Source organism: Burkholderia sp. COPS (genome assembly GCF_019425585.1).
GTDB classification, from domain to species: domain Bacteria; phylum Pseudomonadota; class Gammaproteobacteria; order Burkholderiales; family Burkholderiaceae; genus Burkholderia; species Burkholderia cepacia.
The window spans coordinates 43,851-69,943 of record NZ_WIXR01000041.1; the positions used below are offsets into that span (position 1 = coordinate 43,851).

The window sequence follows — 26,093 nt, forward strand, 5'->3', positions numbered from 1 at the left end:
CGCGTCAAGCGAGTGAGTCGAGGAACGTGTCGACTCGATCAAAATGTTCGGACCAAGTCGGTTCGCGAAAATGGGCAATACGGGCCATCTGAGCGGAGCGTTCGGGGCTGTCGGCCGGCACGTACGCGAGGATTCTGCTGATCCACCCGGTGCCGTCAAGCGGGTCGAGATAGTCGGGCATGTCGGCCGCGATTTCCCGGAAGATCGCAAGATTGCTGGCGATGACCGGTACGCGCAGCATCAGTGCCTCGACGAGCGGCAGGCCGTAGCCTTCGACGAACGACGGAAAGAGGAGCGCCCGCGCATGGCGGAGCAGTGCATGCAGGCGTTCATCGGAGCAATTTGATTCTTCGTGTACCAGGCCGCGCAGCTCGGCGCAGCGCTCGAGCATATCGATGACGTTCTCGCATTCCCAGCCGCGTCGACCGACGATTACGAGTCGCGGCGCTGCTGCTCCGAATTGCTCCGCGAGCCGCCGCCAGAGGTGCAGGACAAACCAATGGTTCTTGCGTGGCTCGATGGTGCCGAGCATGACGAAGTAAGGCGCGTCGAGAGGCGGGAGGGGCGATGCGAGACAGGGGACAGCCGGCGCGAGATGCGCGACGACGCTGGGCGGCATCGGAAGGTTGGCGCGACTGGCCTCTGTGGCAAGTTCATCAAGTGTTGCCTGTGAGTTCGCGATCAGGCCACTTGCGTGCATTAAGGCCGTACGGATGCGTAATCGATGCGTCGCGTCAACTCCCGAACGACAGTATTCCGCATGTGTAAGCGGAATGAGATCGTGAACCATGAAAACTGGATGTGCGTTGAGTGTCCGCATGGCCCGGTAGTAACGAGGAAACTCCATCCCGTTGTGGCTCGTATGCAACAACACGGCTCGCTCAAATCGATTTGAACTGAAGCGGTTCAGGAGCGCCCGTGCGACGATCAAGCGCACTTCGTTTCTTTTGCGTCCGGGGGAAAGCAGCAGATTGAAGATACGTTGCGAGTTGCTTTCACTCAGAACAGTCGAGAAGCCGCGCTCACTGAATACCGCCCGTGCAGAATTTCCGTACCGATTGATATACGCGAGTCCAACACGGTCTACCCCAGTGGGAAGGAGCCCGTCGTAATGGCGCGTAGTCAGGCGTGTGACGTCGAGAAGAATGTTTGTCACTCAATTGAAATTACAGTGTGCTGACGGGCGATGGCGGCCACGTCGCAGGGCTGCTTTGCGGCCCTGTTTATATGGCATGACTTGATGCAACAATTTTCTAGCCGCTTATTCTATGGCATGTTGCGTTGTGCGACAATTCGCGCCAGTCTATATTCATCGAACGCATCACATGCCACATCTGCTCAGTCGTGCCGTACTACCCGCCTTGATGGTCAGTGTGCTTGCCGGGTGCTCCATTGTCCCGACGTCGGGACCAAGCACCGCACGTATTAATCAAGTCGCCGACTCCTCGAACGACGCAGCCGACGCCGTTGGCATCCAGGTCGTCGATATGACCGACGACGTCGCGCGCAAGCTTTACGCGGAGCGTGGGCAGGCAGATTTTGCAACAACGCTTGGCGATGCTACTCAGTTCCGGCAGCAACTTGGTGTGGGCGATTCGATTGAAGTATCAATCTGGGAGGCTCCTCCAGCAACACTTTTCGGTGCGCTGCAAGGCGATGGCAGAGGTGGCCCGACCAATGCACGCGTTACAGTCCTCCCCGATCAAATCATCGATGGAAGTGGCATGATCAATGTGCCATTCATCGGTAACGTGCGGGCCATCGGCCGAACGCCAGTGCAATTGGCAAGCGATATTACCGCGCGCCTGAAGAACATTGCGCACGATCCACAGGTGCTTGTGAAACTGTCGCAAAATGCAACTTCATACGTCACCGTCGTCGGGGACGTTGCGAACAGCAACCGCATGCAGTTGTCAGCACGCGGCGAGCGCTTGCTGGATGCTCTGGCAAACGCCGGCGGCGTTCGTCAACCGATTGACAAGATCACTCTGCAGGTTACACGTGGCAACAAGGTTGTATCGCTACCGCTGCAGACGGTAATCCGCGATCCGAGGCAAAACGTGCCGCTGCGCGCGGGAGACGTTGTGACCGCTCTGTTCCAGCCTTATAGTTTCATGGCGCTCGGAGCGACCGGTAAGAACGAGGAAATTAATTTTGAAGCGCAAGGCATCACGCTTGCGCAAGCACTCGCGCGGGCAGGTGGGCTCCAGGACTCTCGCTCCGATGCCAAGGGGGTGTTCGTGTTTCGAATGGAAAAAGCGAATGCACTTTCATGGCCCAACTCACCAGTCCGAACCACGGCGGATGGCAAAGTTCCGGTCATCTATCGGCTCAATTTACGCGACCCGAGTTCCTTTTTCATCTCGCAGAGTTTTATGATGGATAACAGAGATTTGCTGTATGTCTCGAACGCCCCGATAACTGAGATTCAAAAAGTACTCAATTTAGTGTTTTCCGTTGCTTATCCGGTCGTAACTGGTGTGCAGACATTTAAGTGATATAAAGTGATTTCGATGGTTGCCAGCATTGAGCATTGTCAACGTTGGGGGTTCGTGCTGGTACCTGGTGAATTTTGATGGCTTGTAAAAATTGATTGGACTGCTTAGGAATTGTAGTGGATTTCTCTGTTCGTAACGGGGTTATTCTCGACGCTTAATTGACTTTGATTTATGTTATTGATTGTGATTAGGGGCGTTGGCCGTTAAAGATCAAAGGTCAAGTGTCGATCGCTAGTAGACGCTCTGATTACGTATGTATAGATGAATTTTCGGTGCGAGGGGCTCGGCCGCACCAAAGAGTTTTGGCGATGTATTTTGCGAATAATCTAATCTGATTTCGTTTGCTCGCAAAGCTACACTTCGCATCGCCTTCCTTCCACCGTGATGGTAAGGCAGATTGATTAATTCATCTTCGGCTGTCATTCTGCTTGAGATAGAGGAATCAATCTTCGATTGCATGCTTTGATCTCATCCTGAGTCCCGGCGATACATTCCACGGTGTGACATCCCAAAGGGTATTGGTGCGATCGCATAGTTTCTAGTTCCGCGCTGTCGTGATAGTGTTGTTTATAAATGACAATCTTGGAATTTAAGGATAAATGATTTAAATTGTCACTTCCGACAACAGGTGCGCCGTGCTATTTATGAACATGCGAGTAAGTGGTGGTGCGTAATCCCAAAGTCGGAGTGGGTGGCCGCGCTGCTGACGAGACCCTCGCGTTTGCAATGGAAGATTGCTGAAGGTATGAAGTAAGTGATTGGCTCGTGGAGCCCACTTTTATTCGTGGTGAACTTACAGTAAATATTATGCAAATAATACATCTAAATAATGAGATCCGAGATAAATTCGCGCGTTGTAATGTCAAGCTTGAGGAGGGTCTTTCCATTTTGAAGTGGGAGGGGCCGATCGAGATTGAGGAGTTTGCGTCGTTTAAAACGGATCATCTTTATTCGAATGGCTCGTTTAGTTACGCGTACTCCTACTTGCCTCTTGATACGAAGGTCGGACGCTATTGCTCCATCGCTTACGGCATATCAAGCCTTGGGAATTCTCACCCGCTCCATTATGTGAGTGGGCACCCATTTCTAATTGATGGCGGTGAGTGGCATGAAATGGCACGGAGAAATGGATCAGATTGGGATGTAATTTTGCCTCACGAGAGACATTATGGCCCGATTGAAATTGGAAGTGACTGCTGGATTGGTTCTGGTGTTCGAATTAAAGGTGGCGTAAAAATCGGCAATGGTTCCGTAATTGCGGCAGGTTCGATCGTCACGAAAGACGTACCGCCATTCACAATGGTTGCAGGCGTTCCGGCGAAGGTTGTCAAGACGAGATTCAGTGAAAAAGTCACTGAGATGATGCTTGAAACAGAATGGTGGAATTACGCTTATTGGGATATGAAGGGACTGGCTTTCGATAAACCAGAAAAATTTGTCAATGAGTTTATGGAAATAAAGCCGACACTTAAGCCATTCAAGCCGCGCGTATTTTCCGTGCGCGATATTCTTGTAATGTAAAACGAGGCAAGCATTTTCGAGTGATGAAGATGCTCGAGATGGCGGCGGTGGTAAGGTGCGAGGCCCACTAGCCGCCACTTATTGTCCCGAGAATGTCAGACGAAAAATGACGTGAAAATATGCACTTCGGGCGCTGAGATTTCAGCTGGACTTCCAGCTATCTTTTTCGTAATCGAAAAATTCAAAATCGCATCGATAGAACTCAAATATTAACTGAGCGAGTTCTTCGTTAAGTTCAAGCTGGTGTGATTCGGTTTTGCTTTCGGTGCTGTTATCTCGTTTCGAGAATTGAGTTTCAATTCCAAGATCTTGAGAAAATATCCGCTCGAGATCTTGTGAAAAATTCTCAAAGCGAACCAATTTGAGGTTTGATGCGAGATCGGCCGCGTTCAAGAGTAATTGCGGGCGCCAGTGAATATCTGACGGAGATGCCGGGTTGCACGCAAATCGTATGAAGGACTGAAATGATGGGATGCCGTCAGCGTTGAAATTCTCTCGGCGATATGTCGAATTTCGCATCTCGCTAAATAAAATTTCGCGCCGAATATAGTTTGTATATTCGCGTTCGCTTGCGCGGGTTCCGACAACCTTGTCTCTGTAGCAGGATTTCAACCGATCGTAAGGATTTCGGCAAAACGTCACCCACACGCAGTGCTCAAGGATGTTTTCTGAGACGACCATACGCAATACCTCATGTGAGATATTGTGAATAATATCGAAGGTAGTTGCGTGTTGGCCGTGGTGATATTTTTCAACGGGCAAGTCAAGCGCACCAGGATACATATGATTGATTAACGCGCGCTTAACGGATGTGCAACCGATTTTCTCGACATGCTTGAACACCACGTTAGAATTTGGTGTGCGAAGTACTCCCGACTCAATCACTTCGTGCCCAAAAGGTTGCTCCAGAAGCATGCGCATTGCCTCCGACCCGGGCGATAATTTCCGTCGCAGATTGCGAATCCCATCTGGCAAATCGATTGCGGATGATGTTGCTTGATCCCCAAAGCCGGTGGTTGATGTTATTTCGGTCATTTTGTATTTTACTGTCTGTAAATCACATTGGAGTCAAGTATCACAATTGGGATGCTTGACACGTAGCCTCGCTTTGCAATGTGCATAATGCAATGCAGTCAGTTCATCATCCATCGAAGTGCTCGGCCGGCAACTGCATCAAATTTATGTGAATACCAAAGCTTCCCAAAAGGATCAATGAGTTTTGCTCCAGCGCGAACTCTGGCTTTCTGGCGTACGCGCTTCATTGCTGCCTCATACAATCCCTTGTCTATCGTAGTCGGATTAAACTTATCGACATACATTCGATACCAATCAAGAAACATTATGCAGTTCATCCACTGCATATTCGACTTGTACGCCCAGAAGTATTTGGGAAAACACAATCCGGCTTGCCATGGGTCAAGCACTAACAGATGGCGCGTAATGAAGTCTTCATGCGCAGCCAGAATATGCTGTGGCGTATCGTTGTGAAATTGAGGTACTGAGTATCCCAATTTCTTTGCAAAAGTGACGCCTAGATATTGTTCCACTGCGAGTCTTGATCGAAACTTTCGATCAAGATAAGACGAGTGCTTCGCAAATTTGTGTCGCTCATAATGTGATGCGTCATCCTTCGTCATCAACGGTGCAGACCAATATTTTAGCAATTGCTCCGCTGTTGAAAAATGAAACCAATCACTCACATGAAACGGCATGTGCTCGAAGATTGTCGGATCCAGTGTAAAAAATGCGCTTGTAGCTATGCGATCTTCCCCGTGGGGATCGATTTTCCGGAATGTATCGTATTGTTCAAGAAAGCCCGCGTGTTCGAGAGAGCAGTCTGTTCGGAGTTTGATCGCGTATCGAGTCTTGACCTGCTCGAGTCCGGCGAGTGTACTCACCAGTTGTCGATTAAGATTGCTCGGTTTGTCATCAAACTTGACTCCAGGCAACGACCCGGGATCTTTTGATCGAATAATTTTATCAACGGGAGCATTGTGAGGGACTTCGACTCCTTCCCACGTTGAAAGAATAATGCTCGCATTTGGAAGCGTTGCGCGAGTCACATTGGCGAAGTTCAGGAATGAATCGCCATTTGATGATGTGAATGGAGTTACGTTTCCTTGAAAGACAATCGTTATGTCGGCCGTGGAAATCATGTTGTATACGAGTATCTAATATTGTTTATCCAAGAATCGTCAGATTCTCCCATGTCATCTGAAGGTGACTGGTTGTCAAGTTCGATTCGGTAGACGTCGTTTCAATAGTTCAAATTCGTCAGGGGTACCGCAGAAATCAATGTCGGCCGTGTCAATCAAGTCATACTTAATTACTGCGCCATCATCGATAAGATGATTGTAGAGGGGCGCAATATAATATTCGCCTTTGACTGTGGATTCCGTCTTTCTGGCGTACTCTAAAGCTGATTCGAAATCAGAACGTCGCTTGAAATAATATAAGCCGTCGCTACACAAATTGGATATGCGTTCCTTCTCCGTGGTGCGAACGACTCGCTGATCTGCTCCAGGGGCGACAAATGACCAATGATCGCCGCTGCCTTCGAATACCTCGAGATATCCATCGCAATCGCCAACAAACTCTGGTTTTCGATAATGATATCGGAACGTATCGATATTGAAGATGTATAGCGGCTCATCGTCCGGTGTATCGCCGAGCCCAAGAGACACCGTCTCAGCTTGACCGCGCGTGTCGTAGTGAAGCGATTTTACCGTATAGTTTTCGACGCTGAGTCGCGAAAGCTCTCGTTCAACGAATGCCGGCGTATCGTAATCCTGTCTTGTTATAAACAGAAAGCGATCCGTATTAAAATAGTGATCGAAGCTGCGCACTGCTCGCGCGAACACGGATTCGCCGGCGAGATCCAGTTGAAACTTGGGTTTCGTGAATCCGGCCTTAAAGAACCGACTGCTCAGTCCGACCATTGGAATGACGATCAAGACTCACCTCCGAAGATATTCCAAAATATTGGCTATATAAGCGCAATGCGTTAATAAAGAGTGCTCGCTGTCGCTGCGGTTGATCCGCGTGAAGCGGCAGCATAGATAGAAAGAGCAAAATTGTATGGGGTATCGCGTTCGCGAACGAAATTCCGGGAATGAATTCGCCGTTAACGAACAGTTTCTGAATGGTTATTAAGCGATCATCCAGATCAAATTCGAGCTTGGCTCCGCCGGCTTCGTCGACGATCCGATAGCGACCGGCAATAATAAAATCGTATAGACCTATGAATGAGTGACAAAGTTTTGCCAGATCATACATTTGATCCCCGTGAATGGTGAGCTCTAACCTCTGGTTGAGTCCGCGGGGATCCACAACCTTAATGCTATTGCCTCGCGAATCGAATAGAATATTGCTGAAACAAAGGTCGCCGTGACCGATCGAAAGTACGCAATCGGCGGCACAAGCATACTCGATGCACTGATTTGCGATTTCGTAGACTGATGGCAGTAGTCGAGATCCGTACCTGGCGGGCGCACTAAGCGACAATCCGCTGGATTTTGAAAATTCTTCGAGTCGTGAGAGCGTTTTTTCACGATAGAGCATACGCGCATCTTCGGAAATCTTCTCATGCTCGATGTCGGTAGGGCAGCTCTCGCGCGCGATCTGAAAATATCGCTCGAGCAATTTGACAATGCGAGCCCAAAAAAATACCGGATTATGGCCGTGAACGAAAATCTCGTTCAACGGAGTCATCGGAAGATATTCGAGCGCATAATAGGTAGAGCCGGCGGTGTCAACACCCCTATCGATGAGTTGGGGCGCAAAGCGCCTCATGCTGACTGGTAAGCTGGCAAACCAGTTGGCCTCCGCCATTATTTTTATTGACGGATCGCCGCGCTTGGTTAGCACGCCAGAGCGTATGTCAAGTGAATTGAATGAGCGCTGAGTGGTGATGCTGGCGCGTGATTTAAAGTATGTATTTACGTGACCCAAATCATGCCACTGACGAATCGTCTTTAGTGGCAGCGCGTGCATTTTTGCGTAGTTGCGTACGGCAGAAACAAAATCACGCTTTGAAAGGGTGAGAGCCTTTACCAGAGCGCGTGCATTGGAAAAGGAGAAGTATCCGCACCAGACCACTTCGTTAAGCTCTGCGATACTCTCGGTTTCCCAAGGGTAGTCGTCATCGGTTTCTGCTACTCCAATTGCGTCTGATTCCGTAGGAAATTCGCTGATTAGCGTATCTCCATGGAGTAACCCAACCGAGTTGCTTGCAACGTCGCTACTGTTCAAAACATACAGGATCGAATCTACCAGGGTAAAATCATCTGGCACAGCTACCCGTTCGATACCAAGTGAATTTAGTAGCGACCGTTCATTAATGGCGGGGTGAAACGATTCGGGTAGCGTAAGCGTGATCCGGCGCTCGGGGAAGGCCGCGCGCAACTGCTGAACCTGATGCTCAATCAGTTTCTTGTTTCCGATTGGTAACATGCAGGGCGGGATCTTCCCGAACTCAATTTGAAACTCTGGCGTTACATAGCCCCCGGAATTGATAATTAGCATTATTTTATTCCTACGATGGTTTTTATTTCATCATACGATTTTCCGATGAATTCATCGGGCCGAATGGCTTTGTCGTCAACATAAAAGCCTTCAGTTCCGCACCACGGCTTTCCGACGTAGATCTCATCATACGGTACATTGTGGCGATCAAGCCAATTAATAATAACAGGCAATGTATTCGCCGTAATTTTTCCGATATTGCCTTCGTAGGTGCGCATATTCCGGCTGGTCGAGATGACGATCTGAAATCCTTTTGCGCGATACTCATGAAGACGCGAAATGACTTCTTGCCGCGGCGTTGACTCAAGATAATTTCCATCGCGCGTCGAGCAGATCGTGTCGTCAAGGTCCATGATAATTCGTCTCATATGATCGGTGCTCTCGGTTGGGATCGGCGATGTTTGATTCGGTGATGTGTTATGTATCGGGCGTATCAGAATCACGCCCAACTTGCTTGTTCCGGGCGTAAAAATCCCGATACTTTACATTGTGGCGTTGTATGCGTGAAATGCTTCGTCAACACTGTTGTAGCTGACAAGCTCTCCGTTTGTCAGTAATGCAGCGCTATCGCAGTGCGCGCGAATGTAGCCAGGATCGTGTGAAACTATGATCATTGCTCTATCTCGCCGCTTTTCGAATAGCTCATAGTGGCATTTTTCGTGAAACCGCTGATCCCCAACCGCAACGATTTCGTCGATTAAAAAACAATCGAATTCAATTGCCATGGAAATCGCGAATGCAAGTCGCGCTCGCATACCAGACGAATATTTCTTTACTGGCTCTCTTAAGTATGCTCCCAGCTCCGAAAAATTTTCGACGAACGGAATGGCGCGCTTAATTGGAGCATTATAGATTCTGCATACAAAGCGCAGATTATCAAGGCCAGTCAAGCTGCCTTGAAAGGCACCGCCGAACGCGAGCGGCCAAGAAATGGACATGTTGCGCTGCACGCGGCCACGGGTCGGAAGCTCCGCGCCACTGATCAGTCGGATCAGTGTCGATTTGCCCGCGCCATTGCGACCCAATATTCCGATTTTTTGACCTTTCTCGACCTGTAGGTTGAGTCCCTTCAGCACCTCGCGCGGACCGCTCCTCGTCTGATACGTCTTGTGCACATTAGTAAGCGAAATCATTGAGGTTCAACCCTTTTGCCTGTTTCTCTGGCCATGAACAGTCCAGCGAATATGAGGATGAGGTCAACTATTGCAAAATAAGCCCAATCATAATGAAACTTTAGGGGGGCGCCGAAATAACCTTCTCGAAGCATTTCGACTCCGTTCACCATAGGCATATAAAGAGCGAGCCGCTGCAGCGACTGCGGCAACCAATCGACCATAAAAGCGGCACCAGAGAGTGGGAACGTTAAGTATGTAATCGTGTGCCACACTCGGTCGATAGTTTCGGAACGCTCTGACAGGGAGCCAATAACAAGCCCGAGGCCAACTGCATAACCGATCAATAGTGCCCAACCTTCAGCGATTTTTAGAACATCGCTAGGCGGCTTGGCAAGGCCAGTTGAAATGAAAACCAAGGCGAGGACGATAAAAGAAATTGTCGCGCCTGCGATTTCCAGCAGAATACGAGCGACAAAAATATCGAGTACGCGAACGTTTCGATGAAATAGCAGGCTAAGGTTGGGCTCGATAGCGAGATTGCAACGATTTACCGCGTTGCGCCAGACGAGAACAGACGAATAACCGGTGAGGGCGAAGGGGGTTATCGGTACGTTTGCGACGTGCTCGACCTTCACCATGCTCCAAAGGAGGGTGATGCCGAGCGTGAACAACATGGGCTCAAAAAATAGCCACATGAATCCGATATTGTGTCGCCCATATCGCGTCAATATTTCACGCATAAGTAGCGCTCCGATCACGCGGCGCTGAATATCGAACGACCTTCGGAGTGATGTGCCGGTGTTCATTTCAATCGCGATGTTCCTTGATGCCGGCGATCAGTAGCGATACGACCCCCCATGACACCATGCCGAGAATGAAGGTCGCCAGAATGCTGCGAATGCGACGCGGTTCAAGTGCCATATCAGGAGTGTTAGGTTGTACGATGCGCTCAAGATACAGTTGCTTGCGTTGAGCGTCTGCTCGAGCGATCTCCAGTGAACTCAGAGCTGACGTTAATTGTTTCTGTGCGAATTGGGCGTCAAGCTGAAGACGCTCGTATTCTACGGTCTTTCCAGAAAGCGACCCTTTGTCCCCTGTTACCCCGCCCGTCGCGGATGCAATTTGCCGTTGGATTGCTTCTATATTGGTTTTTAGAGCGGCAATCTGTGGGTTGGCCGGAGAAATGGATGATACTTGCGCAAGCTGCGTTTGGTTTGAAAATAACTGGGCTTGCAAAGACGCAACTTGTTGGAGTTGAAGCTGCGATTGTTTTTCGGGATCAAAAACGGTATGGCTGTTCCGGAAGTTTGCAAGAGCAATGGTCGCGTCTTTTGCTTTGGTTGCGGCTAAATCAACTTCTCGTTGTGCAAATCGGATCGAATCATCGGCCGCTCGCGCATTCATTGAGTTAACGAGGTGTTCGCTTTGAGTCAGCAGCGACTCGTTAATGGAACGCGCATCTTGGGCAGTAAAAGCGCGCACTTTAAGGGTCGTGATTGCTGATGCGGTGTCAAGTTGAACGTCGACAATATTTTTTTGATAGAAGCGCAACAACTCTTCAAACGAGTTGTCGTGAATTATTCCGGGGAATCGGCTGAAAATATCCCCGTGAGTACCATAAATATTTCGAATATAGTTTTTATTGTTTAGCTCGGCGAGAGCATCCCGCGATTGAATGTAATCAATAACAGGATATGCGTCGTCGGTTACGCGAGCAATGCCGGTTCCCTGGAGTAATGCGCCAAAGGTGCTGCTCGGAGTTTGACGTTGAGCGCTTCGCACCACAAATCGGGATTCCGACACGTAGATGTCTGAAGAGATCAAGCCGAAATAAATTACAGCGATTGTGGTAGGTAAGACCACGGTCGCCGCAAATATCCGGTTCATCCCCTTAATTCGGTCGATGATGCTTCTTTTGTTTCCAGGTGGCGGCAGCGCGCCTTGGCTGCTAGATACGTTTTCCAACTTTTTCCCAAACAGGTTGGCTCTCTAACTCTTTTGGGTTTCGCTAGGCGGCAACGTTAAAAGAGTAAAGAATTGTCAAGTTACCGCGATACAGTCCCGGTTGTACCGAGGGATGGATCTGTCCAAGGTCGTGCTCCATGTCCGGTAACGGGCGAGCGCAACGGCATGTTCAATACTTCCCGTGCAACGGGCGGTGCTGTCCGAGGTAGTGATACCGTTCGGAGCACATGCGGCACCGGCTTAGAGCAAGGCGGCTGATTATAACCAGTTGGAAATGAAGGCGCCATCTCGGGGGGCAATATTGCGACACTCTGCGAACTTTCATGCGACCGTCATATGACTTTTTCGGGGCGTGTTGTATCCTCGGCGCCTCAACAATGCCGCATGTGCCGAACCGAAGCATGCCGGGGCGACTTGGCCGCGGCGATGAGTATTGGTGTCCGTCGCTGCTCTACCTTCCCTGAACTCCAATGCGTCGCTCCTTTTTGGTTTTGCAAGGCACTGCTTCTCCATTTTTTTGCCGCCTTGCTGCAGCTCTGCGTGAGCGGGGGCATCGGGTGCGTCGCGTCAATTTTTGCGGAGGCGATCTTGTGTACGGAGGGGGAGGGGCGGCTTGGAACTACGCGGGTAAGGCGGACGATTTGGCCGATTGGTATGCGGACGTCACGCGTGCCACGGATTTTTCGGATGTTGTCATGTTCGGTGACTGCCGTGAAATTCACCGCCATATGCATCCCATTTCGGCATCGGGGGGGATGCGTGTGCATGTGTTCGAAGAGGGATATGTCCGCCCGCATTGGGTAACTCTCGAGCGCCACGGTGTCAATGGCAGGTCGCTGTTGCCTCGTGACCCCAGCTGGTACCTCGACCGGCGCTCGACTACGCCACCCAGTCGGCCTGGTCGTCCGACTGGGTACAACTTGTATGAGCGTACGTTTCATGATATCCGCTACCGCGGCGCAAACGCTCTTTTTGCCAGTAAATTCCCTCATTACCGTAGCCACCGGCCAAGGAACGGATTCGCCGAATATTCGGGATTAGCCGTGCGAGCTTTGCGTCAACGGTGGTTTAATCACGAGTCGGATAAAGTAACTCGCGAGCTACTTACTTCGTCGCATCCGTATTACCTATTCCCATTGCAACTGAATTCGGATGCGCAGATTGTTGTTCATTCGCCTTTTTATAGTGTGCGGGCGGCAATAGAGTATGTTGTCCATTCATTTGCGAGATGCTCGCCATCGAGCTCGTTTCTGGTGATTAAGAATCATCCGCTCGATACGGGGTTAATTGATTATAAAAATTTTGTGTTTGAGTTGGCTGCGGCGTTGAATATCAGTCATCGCGTGCGTTTCATTGATGCTGGGCATTTGCCGACGCTTCTCGAGCACTCCAGGGGGGTTGTGGTTGTCAATAGTACAGTCGGAATTTCGGCGTTGTACCATCAGCGCCCTCTGATTGCGCTTGGTTCGGCGATTTATGACCTTCCGGGCCTGACATGGCAAGGTGGGATTGACAGTTTCTGGGGGCAAGAAGCATTGCCGGATATGTATTTATATTGGGCGTTCCTCGATTATGTAATTCACCATACTCAGATTAATGGGGATTTTTATACAGATACCGGCATCGGCATGGCAGTGCAGAGCTCAGTGACCCGCCTCGAGGGAGAGCATGACTAGAGCTATACCTTCGTGTGTAGTGATCACGGGGGCGAGCGCCGGGCTCGGGCGTTCGCTCGCGCACACCTATGCAGGCCCAGGAATCACGTTAGGGCTTGTCGGCCGAGACTCGCGGAGATTGGAAGAGAGTGCTGTTGCGTGTCGCGCGCGAGGCGCAGAGGTTGCGATCTGTTCATGTGATGTGCGCGAAGCATCAGTATTGGCGGAATGGCTGAACCAATTCGATCGTATTCATCCGATTGATTTGCTAGTGGCCAATGCGGGCGTCGCAAGTACGCTAGCCTCCGCTTCAGATTGGGAAGGGCGAGAGAGAATCGAGTCAATTGTCGACACGAATTTCTACGGTGTAATCCACGCCACGCTGCCGGTCGTCGAACGGATGCGAGAACGCGGGCGGGGTCGTATTGCGATGGTCAGCTCGATTGCGGCATTGCGCGGCATGGCCATTTCGCCGGCCTATTGTGCAAGCAAGGCGGCAATCAAAGCTTATGGCGATTCTGTTCGACCGCTGCTCGCCCGTGATGGGATTGGTGTCTCCATCATACTTCCCGGTTTTGTAGAAACAGCGATGAGCGATGTGTTTCCTGGGAGCAAGCGCTTCATGTGGAGCGCAGACCGAGCGGCAACGTACATTCGCCGCAAGCTCGATGCGGGGCGCGCGGAAATTGCATTTCCAGGCCCACTCGTATTTGGAATGCGCCTTTTGCCGCTGCTTCCGGCCGCGCTTGCAGACGCAATTCTTGAGCGCCTGTCTTATGTGCCTCGCGAGGTAGACTCCAATTGAACGGTACGTTCGGTGTGGCGATCGTCATTGTCATCGTACTCTCGTTCATCTTAGATGGGCTCGCGAAGCCGAATGTGCCGCTGCGTCGATCCGCAACGGCGTCGTTGCTTCATATTTTTTCAGTTTTATGGATTGCTGACCTGACATTGGTCGTAACATCCCGGCCGATATTCTCGGCATTTGTTGGATTGGCGTTGGTCGGTCTGGTTGTTTCGGTCAGCAATGCAAAATATGAGTCGCTGCACGAGCCGTTTGTATTTACGGATCTGAGCCTCTTTAGCCAGTTGTTTGCCCATCCGCGCCTCTACTTGCCGTTTTTAAGCATCGGCAAGGTTGTCGCGATTGCAGTTGGAATTGTGCTCGTAATTGGCGCCTTCTTTGCAGAACCTGCAATTCCGCGAGGGGAGGAGTGGTTCCCGTTATTGCTGGCAGTCTTGTTGTTCGTGGCGGCTAGAATGCTTGCCATTCGACTGTTACTTTCACTTGATCCGTGTATCGATCAGGCGAGGCACGGTTTTTTTGCCGTGTTTGTCGCTTACCTCTTGAATGGGCTTCGCTGGTCGACCGTCGCGGCTTTTCAGCGCGCAACTTCGGCTGGTCCATTTGCATCGGGCGAATCGCAGCATTGCCCTGACGTGATCGTCGTTCAAAGCGAATCCTTCTTCGATATTCGGCGTATATGTGACGCTGTCGATCCGTCTGGATTTGTGCAACTTGAACGAGCGCGGCAAGAGGCAGTGCATTATGGTGAGCTGACCGTGCCGGCTTGGGGGGCAAACACCATGCGCACGGAGTTTGCGGTGTTGTCCGGAGTGCCATCAGCAGCGCTCGGATATGCGCGGTTTTATCCGTATGCATTTGTTTGGCGTGCGTGTACGTCGTTAGCACGGTGGTTCAGTCACGCGGGCTACGAAACGCTTGCGATTCACCCATACTACGCAGATTTTTTCGGTCGGAATCGCGTATTTCCACTGCTGGGGTTCGAACAGTTCCTCGATATCGGGGAATTTGCGGACGCAGCGCGCGTCGGGGCGTACGTTGGGGATGCTGCCGTCGCCGACACAATCATCTCGAAGTTGAGCGCACGGAACGACCGCCCGCGCTTTGTGTTTACGATGACGATGGAAAACCACGGCCCGCTGCACCTCGAGCAGGTTTTGCCTGGCGAATCGTCTTCGAGGCATACTCTCGGCGAAGCCGCAACTTGGCGCGACCTGACAGCATACTTACGGCACATTGAAAATGCGGATGCAATGATCGGTCGCTTGCTCGATCATTTGCGCAGCAGTGATCGTGAAACGGTCGTTTGCTTCTACGGCGACCACGTGCCGGCGTTGCCACATGTATTCGAAAAGCTGGGCGTATCTCCGCAAACCAGCGACTACTTCATATGGCGAAATTTTGGCGCAGACGTTCCCGAGCGCCGAAATCTGACCGCCGAAGAACTCGGGTCGGTACTTTTGCATGTGGTACAAGATGACGGAAACCGCACGAAACAGCCGTGCGCATCCGAGAAAGCGACATAAAAGATGAACAGTAAGATTGCAATAATTGGGGTGGCTTGTCGGTTTCCCGGGGGCGCTAACGATCTTGGCGGCTTCTGGCAACTGCTGCGCGACGAACGCGACGCAGTGACCGAAATCCCCGCCGATCGCTTCGGCACCGATTTCTACCAGCACCCGTCCAAGCGCGAACCGGGCAAGAGCTACACGTTCTCGGCCGGCGTCGTCGACAACGTCGCCGGCTTCGATGCCGCATTCTTCGGCATTTCCCCGCGCGAAGCGGCCCAGATGGACCCCCAGCAGCGCCTGCTGCTCGAACTCGCATGGGAAGCGTTCGAGGACGCGGGCGTGCGCCCGGCCGACATGCGCGGCAGCAACTGCGGCGTCTTCGTCGGCGCCGCCAGCATGGATTACGGCAACCGCAACATGGACGATCTGAACGTGATCGATCCGTATTCGGCGACCGGCAACACCCTGAGTATCGCGTCGAACCGCGTGTCCTACCTGTTCGACCTGCGCGGCCCGAGCATGTCCGTCGATACGGCATGCTCGTCGTCGCTCGTCGCGCTCCACCAGGCCGTCAAGGCGCTGCAGTCCGGCGAAGCCGACGTGGCGCTCGCGGGCGGCGTCAACCTGCTGCTGCACCCGTTCGGTTTCGTCAGCTTCTCCAAGGCGTCGATGTTGTCGCCGCGCGGCCGTTGCCGCGCGTTCGATGCAACCGGCGACGGTTATGTCCGCTCGGAAGGCGGCGCGTTCGTGTTGCTCAAGCCGCTCGATCGCGCGCTCGCCGACGGCGACACGATCCATGCGGTGATCGCCGGCTCCGGCGTGAACTCGGTCGGCCACTCGCCGGGCGGTATCAGCGTGCCGGGCGCGGCCGCGCAAGCATCGCTGCTGCGCAGCGTCTACGCGCGCGCGGGCATCGATCCGCAGTCCCTGGCGTATCTCGAGGCACACGGCACCGGCACGGCGGTCGGCGATCCGATCGAGGCGCGTGCGCTGATCGACGTCGTGTCGGGCGAGCGCCCGGCCGATCGTCCGCTGCTCATCGGTTCGGTGAAGACCAACATCGGCCACCTCGAAACGGCGTCCGGCATGGCCGGGCTGCTGAAGGCCGTGCTGTGCCTGAAGCATCGCGCGGTACCGCGCTCGCTGCATTTCGTCACGCCCAATCCGGGCATCGATTTCGACGGCGGGCGTCTGCGTGTCGTCGATCGCTTCATGCCACTCGACGCGGGTGACGCGCCGCTGACGGTCGGCGTCAACTCGTTCGGCTTCGGCGGGACGAACGCACACGTCGTGCTGACCGAGGCGCCGGCTGCAAACGAGGCGTCGGCGGCCACGCCCGAGCCGACTCACGCGCAGTTGTCTCCGCTCATCCTGACCGCGCGCAGCGCGAATGCGCTCGGCGCGCTCGCGGGCCGCTATCTGTCGATGCTCGACAACGGCAGCGACTGGCAGGCGCTTGCCGCCGCGGCCGCACGTCGTCGTCAATGGCTTGAACATCGCGCAATCGTTGCACCGGCCGACGCGGCCGAAGGCCGTGCGGCACTCGCGGCGCTGGCCCAGCCGGCACCGGAAGGGTTGCCCGCCAGCGTGGCGACCGGCCAGGCCCCGGCCGACACGCCACGCACCGCGCTCGTCTTCTCGGGCAACGGCTGCCAGTGGGTCGGGATGGGCAACGAGCTTTATGCCGAGAACGCCGTCTTCCGCGCGGCGCTCGACGAAGTCGACGCGCTGTGGTGCGCCGACGGCAGCCCGTCGCTGGTCGACGTGATGCGCGGTGGACCGAGCGCGGAATGGCTGGCCGGCGCGGGCGCCGAATGGCTCGCCGCGACGGAGAACGCGCAGCCGCTGCTGTTCGCGATCCAGGTCGGCATGATCCGCGTGATCGATGCGAGCGGGATGCGTTACGACGCGGCGATCGGCCATAGCGTCGGCGAGATTGCCGCAGCGTGGGTGACGGGCGCGCTGTCGCTCGCCGACGCGGTGCGCGTGATCAAGATCCGCAGCCGCGCGCAGGCGATGACGCGCGGCAGCGGCCGGATGGCGGCCATCGGCATCGGCGATGCAGCGGCGCGCGAACTGATCGCGCGCCACGGGCTTGCGCGCCGCGTCGAGATCGCCGGCATCAACAGCCCCGACGCAGTGACGCTCGCGGGCGAGCTGCAGGGTCTGCAGGCACTGGAGGCGGCGCTGCGCGGCAGCGGCAAGTTCTTCCAGATGCTGGATCTCGACTACGCGTTCCACAGCAGCCACATGGATCGCATCGAACCGGTCGTGCTGGCCGAACTGGCGAGCCTGCGGCCGCAGTTGGGCAACGGCACGTTCGTGTCGACCGTGACCGGCGGCGCGCTTGCCGGTACCGAGCTCGATGCGCGCTACTGGTGGCGCAATATCCGTGAGCCGGTGCGCTTCGGCGACGGCATCGCGCATCTGATCGAGCAGGGCGTGCGCCTGTTCGTCGAGGTTTCGCCGCATTCGATCCTGCGTACGTACGTGAAGCAGGCGCTCACGGCCGCCGGCGCAACCGGCACGGCGCTGCCGACGCTCAAGCGCGGTCACGGCAGCGCGGCGACGCTGCGGCAGGCGATTCTCGCGACGATCGCGCACGGCGCGAGCGTCGATCCCGACCGCTTTGCGCCGGGCGAATCGCGTGCCACGTTGCCGTCCTATCCGTGGCAGCGCGACCGCTTCTGGCTGACGCCGACCGTCGAAGGGTACGGCCTCGTCAATCGCCGTCGCGAGCATCCGCTGCTCGGTTATCGCCTGCATGAGCACGCATTCGCGTGGGAAAACCAGCTCGATCCGGCGAAGCTGCCGATGCTGGCCGATCACGTCGTCGACGGCGGCGTGGCGTTCCCGGGCGCGGGTTACGTGGAAATGGCCCTCGCCGCGGCACGGACGTTCTTCGATACGCCGGATGCGGCACTCGAAAACGTCGAGATCCGCACGCCGGTCGTATTCCAGCCGCAGCAGGCGAAACTGTTCCGGCTCGTGATCGAGCCGCGCACCGCGACCTTCACGATCGAGACGCGCGACCGGATGTCCGACAGCGCGTGGACGCTGAACGTGACGGGGCGGATGCTGGAAAGCGGCAACGCGCTCGGCGATACGAGCGTCGTGCCGTCCGCCGCGCTCGATCGTCTGCTCGCGCTGCCCGCGGCCGACGGCGACACGCTGTACGCAAACACCGCGGCCATCGGCCTCGGCTACGGGCCGGCGTTCCGCTGGGTTCGCACCGTGCGGGTTGCCGCGAGTGACGGCGCGGCGCTGGCGGACGTCGCCGCGCCGGCCGCATGCGGCGATGCGCGGGCCTTGTCCGCGTATCTGCTGCATCCGGCGCTGATGGACAGCGGGTTTCATCCGCTGTTCGCCTTGCTGGCGGCGCACGCACGCGAAGGCGAGCATCCGGCTTACGTGCCGGTGCAGATCGGCCGGGTCGACTATCTGCGCGGCGACACGGTCGAGCGGGTGCGCGTGCAGATCGACCGGCACAGCCCGCATTCGATCGTTGCGCATTTCGAATTCCTCGACGCGCGGGGCGCGATCGTCGCGCGGCTCGGCGCTTGCCGGTTCCGGCGCGTCGATCTCGTCGGCCGTCGGCAGAACCTGCCTGCACGCTTCGTCTATCGCCTTGAAGACATGCCGCTGCCGGGCGACGTCGATGCAGCCGGGTTGCCGGCTCCCGACGCGTTGCTCGCGCAAGCCGTCGCGCGGCTGGACGCAACCGGTAACGACGTCCGCCGGACGCAGCATCTGACCGAAATCCTGCCGCTCCTCGACGTGCTGGCGAGCCTTTACGCGCTCCGCGCGTTCGATGCGCTCGGTGCCTTCGCCGGCACGTGGCAGCCGGCGGCGGGGCGTGCGGCGCTGGCCGCGCGTCTTGCCGACATGCTGGTCGAGGATGGTCTCGCTCATCGCGACGGCGCGCTGCTCGTGCGCGACGACGCAGCGTGCGCGGCGCTGCCGCCGCTCGACGAGCTGTGGCGCGGGTTGCTGGCCGAATCGCCGGGGCACGTGGCCGAACTGACGCTGCTCGCGCATTGCGGCGCGGCGTTGCCCGACGTGCTGGGCGGCGCGAAGGATGGTGCCCGCTTGCTGTCGCCGACCGGGCACAGCCTGGTCGAGCAGCTCCTTGCCGCGTCGCCGACGTGGCAGCACGTGCACGCGTTGCTGACCGCAAGCGTCGAGCAGGCGGTCGATGCATGGCAGCCGGCACGCCGGCTGCGCGTGCTCGAACTCGGCGCGACGGACGGCGACGTGCTGCAGACGCTCGGCATGCATCTCGCTGCCGCGCGCTGCGACCACACGATCGCGGCGACGGCCGGCCAGCTGGCCGGTTTCGACACGGATGCGGAAGCGGTGGTGCGCACGGTGGCGCTGCAGTCGGGCGAGCGGCTGTCGCTGTCGGCCGATGACGCCGGGCCTTACGACCTGATCGTCGCGAACCGCGCACTCAGCGACCGTCATGATGTGGTCGATGCACTGAATGCGATGCGATCGTGGCTGGCGCCGGGCGGACTGCTGCTGCTGGCCGAATCGCGTCACGGCCGCTTCTCCGACATCGTGTTCGCCTCGCAGGCAACGTCGACGGAAGCCGCTGCCCCCGCGCCGCTGGCGCCGGCGGATCTCGAGGCAGCGCTCGCACGCGCGGGTTACGTCGACGTCGTGCGGCACGTCGAGCAATCGCTCGATCTGGACGGTACGCCGACGTTCGTCATCGCGCGCAATCCCGCGAGCGCCGCTGCTGCGCAACGCACCGGCGACGCGAGCGATCTCGACACGCTCGCACGCAACGAACAATGGCTCGTGATGCACGCACCGGGTGCCGCCGGCGGTTTCGGCGGGCAACTGGCCGATGCGCTGGCGCGCGCGGGTTATCCGGCCGACATCGTGGACATCACGCATGCGGCCGACGCGATCGCGTCGTTGCCGGCCGGGCAGCCGGCGCACGTGGTGTTCTGCGCACCGGAAACGCCGCTGGCCGAATCGGCGACGGGCGACGGCCTGATGGCTGCGCAGCGTCACGGCGCGATCGCGCTGGCGGCGCTCGTCCGTGCGCTCGGCGCGCAGCCGAACGCGGCCACGCGCCTGACCGTCGTCACGCGCGGCGGTGCGCCGTTCGCCGGGGCAGCGAATGCGCATCCGGAACAGGCAACGCTGTGGGGCCTTGGTCGCGTGCTGGCGAACGAGCATCCCGAACTCGCGTGCCGCCTGATCGACGTCGATCGCGCGGTGGACGGGATTCCCGATGCGCTGATTCGCGAGCTGACCGGCTCGGCGGTCGAGGAAGAAGTCGTCCTGGGCGCACACGGGCGTCTGGTGCCGCGCATGCTGACGGCCGCACAGGCCGCGGCTCGCAGCGATGGCGCGATCGCGCGTGCGGCCGTGCTCGCGTTCGATGCACCGGGCTCGTTGCGCAATCTCGAATGGTTCGCGTTGCCGGAAAGCGCGCTGGGCGCGGACGAGGTGGAGATCGAGCCGGTTGCGACCGGCCTCAATTTCCGCGACGTGATGTATGCGATGGGGCTCTTGTCCGATGAGGCGGTCGAGACCGGTTTCGCGGGCGCGACGATCGGCATGGAACTGTCCGGCCGCGTCGTCCGCGTGGGCAGTGCCGTGACGGCATTCGCGCCGGGCGATGCGATTCTCGGCTTCGCGCCGGCCTCGTTCGCGACGCGCGTCAGGACGCGCGCGCAAGCGATCGCGCTGAAACCCGAGCGTCTGACGTTCGAGGAAGCCGCGACCGTGCCGACCACGTTCTTCACCGCGTATTACGCACTCGTCGAACTCGCGCGGCTGCGCCGCGGCGAGCGCGTGCTCGTGCACGGCGGTGCGGGCGGCGTCGGGATCGCCGCGATCCAGCTTGCGCGCCACTTCGGCGCGGAAGTGTTCGCGACGGCCGGCAGCGACGAGAAGCGCGAGTTCGTGCGCCTGCTCGGTGCCGACCACGTGCTCGATTCGCGCAGCCTCGCGTTCGCCGACGACATTCGCGTGCTGACGGGCGGGCAGGGCATCGACATCGTGCTGAATTCGCTCGCCGGCGAAGCGATGGTGCGCAGCATCGACACGCTGCGTCCGTTCGGTCGTTTCCTCGAGCTCGGCAAGCGCGATTTCTACGAGAACAGCCACATCGGGCTGCGGCCGTTCCGCAACAACATCAGCTATTTCGGCATCGATGCCGACCAGTTGATGGGTGCGTTGCCGGAGCTGACCGAGCGCCTGTTCGGCGAAGTGATGGCGCTGTTCGCCGCAGGCGTGCTGCATCCGCTGCCGTATCGCGCGTTCCCCGCCGAACGGGCGGAGGATGCGTTCCGCTACATGCAGCAGGCGCGCCAGATCGGCAAGGTACTCGTGACCTATCCGTCCGGCACGCCGGCCCCGACGCGCGGCGTCACGCGCGCGGGTTCGCTTGCGCTCGATCAGCATGGCACGTACCTGGTGGTCGGCGGCACGGGCGGGCTCGGGTTTGCGAGCGCGCGCTGGATGGTCGAGCGCGGCGCTCGCCGGCTGACGCTGGCGAGCCGTTCCGGCGAGCTTGCCGGTGCGGCCCGCGAGGAGGTCGAGCGCTGGCGCGCGACGCTCGGCGTCACGGTCGATGTCGTCTCGTGCGATGTGACCGATGCCGCGGCGGTCGATGCGATGATTGCCGCGATCGTGCGGCGCGGCAGCCCGCTCAAGGGCGTGCTGCATTCCGCGATGTCGATCGACGACGGCCTCGTGCGCAATCTCGACGATGCGCGGATGGCCGCGGTGCTCGCACCGAAGGTGGCCGGCGCATGGAACCTGCACCGCGCGACACGCGCGCTGCCGCTCGACCTGTTCGTCGTCTATTCGTCGGCGACGACCTATCTCGGCAATCCGGGGCAGTCGAACTACGTCGCGGCCAACACCTTCCTCGAAGCGCTCGTCGAACATCGCCGCGCAGCCGGGTTGCCCGGCACGTTCATGGCGTGGGGCCCGCTCGAGGACGTCGGCTTCCTCGCGCGCCACGCGGATACGCGAGAGGCGTTGCAGTCGCGGATCGGCGGTGCATCGATCACGTCCGACGAGGCGATGGCCGCGCTCGAGCGCGCGCTGGTCGCCGGCGCGGCCGGCGAAGCCGTGGTCCGGCTCGACTGGCATGCCGTGGCGCGCGGGATGCCCGCCGCGAAGGCACGCCGGTATTCGCTGCTGCAATCGCAGGCGAAGGGCGGCGATGCGCGCGACGGCGGCACGCAGTTGCGGGAAGAAGTGCTGGCCCTGCCGCGAGACGAAGCGATCGCGCTGGTTGCCCGGACGCTGCAGGCGCAGATCGCGCGGATCCTGCACATGACGCCGGATCGCATCGCGCTCGACAAGTCGGTGCTCGACATGGGCATGGATTCGCTGATGGGGATGGAGCTTGGCCTGGCGGTCGAGGAAGCGTTCGAGGTCAAGCTGTCGGTGATGGCGATTGCCGAGGGCGCGTCGGTGACGACGCTGGCCGGACGCATCGTCGATTCGATCGGTGCGTCGGCCGATGCGTCCGACGCCGGGGCGGCGACCGATGCCGCTCAGGAAGCCGTCGCGGCGCTTGCCGCGAAACACGCGATCGAAGGCGAAGCGCGCGCGATGCTCGATACGCGGGCGGCGCCCGTGGCGGGCCGGGTGTCGCCGACGCTGGAGGTCGCGCGATGAGCGCGCCGTCCGGCTGGGCGACGCGCCAGGGCACGCTGGCAGGTCCGCTGGCGATCGACGGTCACGGGCTGCACACGGGGCGCCGGGTGGGGGTGCGGATCCTGCCCGCGCGGCCGGAAGACGGCGTGACGGGAATCGTGTTCCGTCGCGTCGCGCAGGGGCGCACGCTCGCGACGCTGCCGGTCGATCCTGCGCTGCGCCGCGCCCAGCCGCTCTGCACGATGCTGCGCAATGCCGACGGCGTCGGCGTTCGCACGATCGAGCATCTGCTCGCGTCGCTGCTCGCATGCGAGATCGATCACGCGATCGTCGAGATCGACGCCGAGGAAGTGCCGATTCTCGACGGCAGCGCCACGCCGTGGGTGGATGCCATCCGCGCATGCGGCCGGGTCGCGCTCGATGCGCCGAAACGCTTTATCCGCGTGCTGCGGCCCGTCGTCGTAGGGGACGGCGAGGGTGACCAGCGGCGCGAAATGCGGGTCGAGCCGGCGCCGCGTTACGAACTGAGCGTGCGCAACGACCTGCGCGGCTTCGGCGACATGCATTGGGACGGTGCGCTGACGCCGGCCGCATTCGAAACCGAAATCGCGCCGTCGCGCTCGTACGGGCGCGTGAAATGGGCCGTGCCGGCGATCGTCGCCGGCTATCTGCGCGGCGTGCCGATCCTGCGCGGCGCGCGGCCGTCGTGCACCGCGTCCATCGTCGGCAGCCGCGTGCTGGGCGGGATGCGCTTGCCGGATGAATTCGTCCGGCACCGCGTGCTTGACCTGGTCGGCGATCTCGCGCTGGCCGGCGCGCCGCTGCTGGCGCGCGTGAGCGCGCTGCGGCCGAGCCACGAGATGAATTTCCGGCTGGTCGACGCGCTGCTGGCCGCGCCCGACGCGTGGCAGTGGGCCGAGTTTTCCGACGCGTGACGCCACGTCTTTTCATGACGCGCGGCGTAACATAGCGTCTTTTTCGAGATTAAGCGAAGGAAGCAATGGCACTGGGAGAGCATCTTCGCCAGCAACTGGCGGCGAAAGCGCTGAAACGGCAGCTGGAGCGCGCGACGGATGCTGCCGCGGCACCGGGCGTGCCCGGCACGCAGGCAGCGCAGACCGCATCGGCGCGCAGCCGCTTCGAATCGATGCCGCAGTATCAGCAGGTCAGGATCATGCGCGAGATGGGCGAGAAGCTGCGCGTCGACTCGCCGTTTTTCCGCGTGCACGACGGCGTCGCCGGTGCGACGACGCAGATCGGCGGGCGCGAATACCTGAACTTCGCGAACTACAACTACCTCGGCCTGGCTGGCGATCCGGACGTGTCCGCGCGCGCGAAAGCCGCGATCGACCGGTACGGCACGTCGGCATCGGCGAGCCGGATGGTCGCGGGCGAACGCCCGGTGCAGCGCGATCTCGAACGCGCGTTGGCCACGTTCTACGAGACCGACGACTGCGTCGCGTTCGTGAGCGGCCACGCGACGAACGTGACCGTGATCGGCGCCCTGTTCGGCCCGGGCGACCTGATCGTCCACGATGCGCTCGCGCACAACAGCATCGTGCAGGGCGCGCAGCTGAGCGGCGCGAAGCGGCTGAGCTTCGCGCACAACGACTGGCAGGCGCTCGACGAACTGCTCGCGCGCGTGCGCCGCGAATACCGGCACGTGCTGATCGCGATCGAAGGGCTGTACAGCATGGACGGCGATTTCCCCGACCTGCAGCGCTTCGTCGACGTGAAAACGCGCCACGGTGCATTCCTGCTGGTCGACGAGGCGCATTCGCTCGGCGTGCTCGGCGCGACCGGCAAGGGTATCCGCGAGCATTGCGGCGTCGCGCCCGACCAGGTCGACATGTGGATGGGCACGATGAGCAAGACGCTGGCCGGCTGCGGCGGCTTCATCGCCGGCTGCCAGCCGCTCGTCGACATGCTGCGCCATCTGGCGCCGGGCTTCCTGTACAGCGTCGGGCTGGCGCCGACGCTCGCCGAAGCGTCGCTGGCCGCGCTCGAGCGCCTGCAGGCCGAGCCGGAGCGCGTCGCGCGACTGCAGGCGCGCGGGCGGCAGTTCCTGAACGAAGCGCGCGCCGCAGGGCTGAATACGGGCACGAGTGCCGGGTTCGCGGTCGTGCCGGTGATCACGGGGAGCTCGCTGAAGGCTGCGCAATGGGCCAATGCGATGTTCGACGAAGGGATCAACGTGCAGCCGATCTTCTATCCGGCCGTCGAGGAAAAGGCTGCGCGCCTGCGCTTCTTCATCTGCTCGACGCACGAGCCGGAACAGATCAGCCGGACGGTCGCCGTGTTGTCGCGACTCGCGGGGCGCAGCGGATGACGCTGGCCGGTGCGTTCGTGCAAGCGGCTCCGCGTGCCGGCGAGCGCGTGCGGTTTCGTGCGGCCGAGGCGAATGACGCGGCGTCGTGCGGGCCGCTCGTGTTTGCGTCCGGTGTGGCGGAATTCGGGTTTTTTCTTGGCGAAAACGATGCGCGCTGCATCGCTTTCCTGCAGCAGGCATTCCGGTCGCGCCATGGGCGCTTTTCGTGGCGCCGGCATCGCGTCGCGGTCGCTGACGACGGCACCGTGCTCGCCGTGATGGCGATTCACGACGGGCAACGGACGATGTTCGACGACGTGCATGTCGTGTGGGCACTGGCGCGCTTCTTCGGCGTGCGCCGCACGATCGGGCAGCTGTTGCGCGGGCTGATTCTCGAAACGGAAATTCCGGCGCCGAAGCGTTCGCAGATTCTCGTCGCGCATTGCGCAACCGACGAGCGACAGCGCGGCACGGGGATCTTCAGCGCGTTGTTCCGTGACGCGCTGGACACGGGGGCATTGCCGGCCGACGGCAGCCGCGATGTCGTCCTCGACGTGCT

18 protein-coding genes are annotated in these 26,093 nt (G+C 58.5%); 9 read left to right on the forward strand and 9 right to left on the reverse strand.

Going from position 1 to position 26,093, the window contains the following annotated elements:
• Positions 1-4: 4 nt before the first annotated feature.
• A complete protein-coding gene (locus tag FOZ70_RS29165) occupies positions 5-1,156 on the reverse strand; it encodes a glycosyltransferase family 1 protein (RefSeq protein ID WP_219707383.1) in 1,152 nt (383 codons plus the stop codon).
• Between the two features lie 169 nt (positions 1,157-1,325).
• Between FOZ70_RS29165 and FOZ70_RS29170 the strand changes: the two genes are divergently transcribed.
• Positions 1,326-2,498, forward strand: a complete 1,173-nt coding sequence (locus FOZ70_RS29170) for a polysaccharide biosynthesis/export family protein (protein ID WP_060054734.1) — start codon at positions 1,326-1,328, stop codon at positions 2,496-2,498.
• Positions 2,499-3,263: 765 nt separating this feature from the next.
• The gene (locus FOZ70_RS38550) at positions 3,264-4,019 is read left to right on the forward strand and encodes a CatB-related O-acetyltransferase (RefSeq protein WP_081071488.1); all 756 of its coding nucleotides are present in this window, start codon (positions 3,264-3,266) and stop codon (positions 4,017-4,019) included.
• A 141-nt stretch (positions 4,020-4,160) separates the two neighbouring features.
• Here the strand turns inward: FOZ70_RS38550 and FOZ70_RS29180 are convergent, their stop codons facing one another.
• From FOZ70_RS29180 to FOZ70_RS29215, 8 genes are all read right to left on the reverse strand, one after another.
• Positions 4,161-4,934 carry a sulfotransferase family 2 domain-containing protein gene (locus tag FOZ70_RS29180; protein WP_196481718.1) on the reverse strand — a complete coding sequence of 258 codons (774 nt, stop codon included), beginning with the start codon at positions 4,932-4,934 and terminating at the stop codon, positions 4,161-4,163.
• 218 nt (positions 4,935-5,152) lie between these two features.
• Complete coding sequence (locus FOZ70_RS29185) at positions 5,153-6,175, reverse strand: WavE lipopolysaccharide synthesis family protein (RefSeq protein ID WP_081062691.1); 1,023 nt, start codon at positions 6,173-6,175, stop codon at positions 5,153-5,155.
• Between the two features lie 75 nt (positions 6,176-6,250).
• Positions 6,251-6,973 (reverse strand): glycosyltransferase family 2 protein, encoded by a 723-nt coding sequence (locus FOZ70_RS29190; protein WP_059649560.1) that lies wholly within the window; start codon positions 6,971-6,973, stop codon positions 6,251-6,253.
• Positions 6,930-8,543: a hypothetical protein gene (locus tag FOZ70_RS29195; protein WP_063806548.1), complete on the reverse strand. Its 1,614-nt coding sequence runs from the start codon at positions 8,541-8,543 to the stop codon at positions 6,930-6,932. Before FOZ70_RS29195 ends, FOZ70_RS29190 begins: the two co-directional genes overlap by 44 nt.
• Positions 8,543-8,911 (reverse strand): HAD-IIIC family phosphatase, encoded by a 369-nt coding sequence (locus FOZ70_RS29200; protein ID WP_059649561.1) that lies wholly within the window; start codon positions 8,909-8,911, stop codon positions 8,543-8,545. Before FOZ70_RS29200 ends, FOZ70_RS29195 begins: the two co-directional genes overlap by 1 nt.
• Before the next feature lie 114 nt (positions 8,912-9,025).
• Positions 9,026-9,676 (reverse strand): ATP-binding cassette domain-containing protein, encoded by a 651-nt coding sequence (locus tag FOZ70_RS29205; protein WP_059649562.1) that lies wholly within the window; start codon positions 9,674-9,676, stop codon positions 9,026-9,028.
• Positions 9,673-10,464, reverse strand: coding sequence for an ABC transporter permease (locus FOZ70_RS29210; protein ID WP_059649563.1), 792 nt, complete (start codon positions 10,462-10,464; stop codon positions 9,673-9,675). Before FOZ70_RS29210 ends, FOZ70_RS29205 begins: the two co-directional genes overlap by 4 nt.
• 1 nt (position 10,465) lies before the next feature.
• On the reverse strand, positions 10,466-11,623 hold the full coding sequence (locus FOZ70_RS29215; RefSeq protein ID WP_060051845.1) for a hypothetical protein: 1,158 nt from the start codon (positions 11,621-11,623) through the stop codon (positions 10,466-10,468).
• 470 nt (positions 11,624-12,093) lie between these two features.
• Between FOZ70_RS29215 and FOZ70_RS29220 the strand changes: the two genes are divergently transcribed.
• The 7 genes from FOZ70_RS29220 to FOZ70_RS29250 all read left to right on the forward strand — a co-directional run.
• The gene (locus tag FOZ70_RS29220; protein ID WP_219707384.1) at positions 12,094-13,299 is read left to right on the forward strand and encodes a capsular biosynthesis protein; all 1,206 of its coding nucleotides are present in this window, start codon (positions 12,094-12,096) and stop codon (positions 13,297-13,299) included.
• On the forward strand, positions 13,292-14,083 hold the full coding sequence (locus FOZ70_RS29225) for an SDR family NAD(P)-dependent oxidoreductase (protein ID WP_081063873.1): 792 nt from the start codon (positions 13,292-13,294) through the stop codon (positions 14,081-14,083). The genes FOZ70_RS29220 and FOZ70_RS29225 overlap by 8 nt, the downstream gene beginning before the upstream one ends.
• Positions 14,080-15,609, forward strand: coding sequence for an LTA synthase family protein (locus FOZ70_RS29230; RefSeq protein ID WP_219707385.1), 1,530 nt, complete (start codon positions 14,080-14,082; stop codon positions 15,607-15,609). Before FOZ70_RS29225 ends, FOZ70_RS29230 begins: the two co-directional genes overlap by 4 nt.
• Before the next feature lie 3 nt (positions 15,610-15,612).
• The gene (locus tag FOZ70_RS29235; RefSeq protein ID WP_219707386.1) at positions 15,613-23,247 is read left to right on the forward strand and encodes a type I polyketide synthase; all 7,635 of its coding nucleotides are present in this window, start codon (positions 15,613-15,615) and stop codon (positions 23,245-23,247) included.
• Positions 23,244-24,161 carry a UDP-3-O-acyl N-acetylglycosamine deacetylase gene (locus FOZ70_RS29240; protein ID WP_021157189.1) on the forward strand — a complete coding sequence of 306 codons (918 nt, stop codon included), beginning with the start codon at positions 23,244-23,246 and terminating at the stop codon, positions 24,159-24,161. The genes FOZ70_RS29235 and FOZ70_RS29240 overlap by 4 nt, the downstream gene beginning before the upstream one ends.
• A 65-nt stretch (positions 24,162-24,226) precedes the next feature.
• The gene (locus FOZ70_RS29245; RefSeq protein ID WP_027788280.1) at positions 24,227-25,555 is read left to right on the forward strand and encodes an aminotransferase class I/II-fold pyridoxal phosphate-dependent enzyme; all 1,329 of its coding nucleotides are present in this window, start codon (positions 24,227-24,229) and stop codon (positions 25,553-25,555) included.
• The coding region (locus FOZ70_RS29250) for an N-acetyltransferase (RefSeq protein WP_219707387.1) at positions 25,552-26,093 on the forward strand (542 nt) is incomplete at its 3' end. The genes FOZ70_RS29245 and FOZ70_RS29250, both read left to right, overlap by 4 nt.

Bases quoted from the DNA above. Each gene is read 5' to 3' on its own strand.
- FOZ70_RS29170 (WP_060054734.1), top strand. From the start codon at position 1,326: ATGCCACATCTGCTCAGTCGTGCCGTACTACCCGCCTTGATGGTCAGT.
- FOZ70_RS29180 (WP_196481718.1), bottom strand. From the start codon at position 4,934: ATGCTTCTGGAGCAACCTTTTGGGCACGAAGTGATTGAGTCGGGAGTA.
- FOZ70_RS29185 (WP_081062691.1), bottom strand. From the start codon at position 6,175: ATGATTTCCACGGCCGACATAACGATTGTCTTTCAAGGAAACGTAACT.
- FOZ70_RS29195 (WP_063806548.1), bottom strand. From the start codon at position 8,543: ATGCTAATTATCAATTCCGGGGGCTATGTAACGCCAGAGTTTCAAATT.
- FOZ70_RS29200 (WP_059649561.1), bottom strand. From the start codon at position 8,911: ATGAGACGAATTATCATGGACCTTGACGACACGATCTGCTCGACGCGC.
- FOZ70_RS29205 (WP_059649562.1), bottom strand. From the start codon at position 9,676: ATGATTTCGCTTACTAATGTGCACAAGACGTATCAGACGAGGAGCGGT.
- FOZ70_RS29210 (WP_059649563.1), bottom strand. From the start codon at position 10,464: ATGAACACCGGCACATCACTCCGAAGGTCGTTCGATATTCAGCGCCGC.
- FOZ70_RS29220 (WP_219707384.1), top strand. From the start codon at position 12,094: ATGCGTCGCTCCTTTTTGGTTTTGCAAGGCACTGCTTCTCCATTTTTT.
- FOZ70_RS29225 (WP_081063873.1), top strand. From the start codon at position 13,292: ATGACTAGAGCTATACCTTCGTGTGTAGTGATCACGGGGGCGAGCGCC.
- FOZ70_RS29235 (WP_219707386.1), top strand. From the start codon at position 15,613: ATGAACAGTAAGATTGCAATAATTGGGGTGGCTTGTCGGTTTCCCGGG.
- FOZ70_RS29240 (WP_021157189.1), top strand. From the start codon at position 23,244: ATGAGCGCGCCGTCCGGCTGGGCGACGCGCCAGGGCACGCTGGCAGGT.
- FOZ70_RS29245 (WP_027788280.1), top strand. From the start codon at position 24,227: ATGGCACTGGGAGAGCATCTTCGCCAGCAACTGGCGGCGAAAGCGCTG.